Here is a 312-nt window from a genome sequence, read left to right as displayed (position 1 = left end):
GCTAACCCAAGGTCGGCCGTCCCGCCTTCGGCCAGCTTGCGCTCGAACAGCCAGACATCGGCTTCATCCGGGTCGGCCGTCAGCGCGACCGTTTCCTGATCCCCGTCGATGGAGATGGCCGCGTTGCCGGCGGCAGGGAACCATCGCCTGATGTCGGCCAGTGCCTGGCGCAGGCTGTTGCGCGACTGGGCATCGCCTCGTCCCGGCCAAAACCCTTCGCAAAGCCGTTCGCGAGAGTGGCCGCGGCGACCCGCCAGGACCAGGGCGGCAAAAAGGAGCGCCGACTTGCGCGTTGTGAAGCGGACGGGCTGG

Annotated in this window: 1 pseudogene; it reads right to left on the bottom strand. The window is 68.6% G+C overall.

The annotated features are described in order from the left end of the window. Nucleotides 1-312 (bottom strand): annotated as a pseudogene (locus tag EN850_RS35210) (hypothetical protein); the annotation flags it as partial.

This window comes from Mesorhizobium sp. M8A.F.Ca.ET.207.01.1.1, assembly GCF_004794715.1.
Classification (GTDB): Bacteria; Pseudomonadota; Alphaproteobacteria; order Rhizobiales; family Rhizobiaceae; genus Mesorhizobium.
This window is presented reverse-complemented; position numbering and strand designations above follow the sequence as displayed.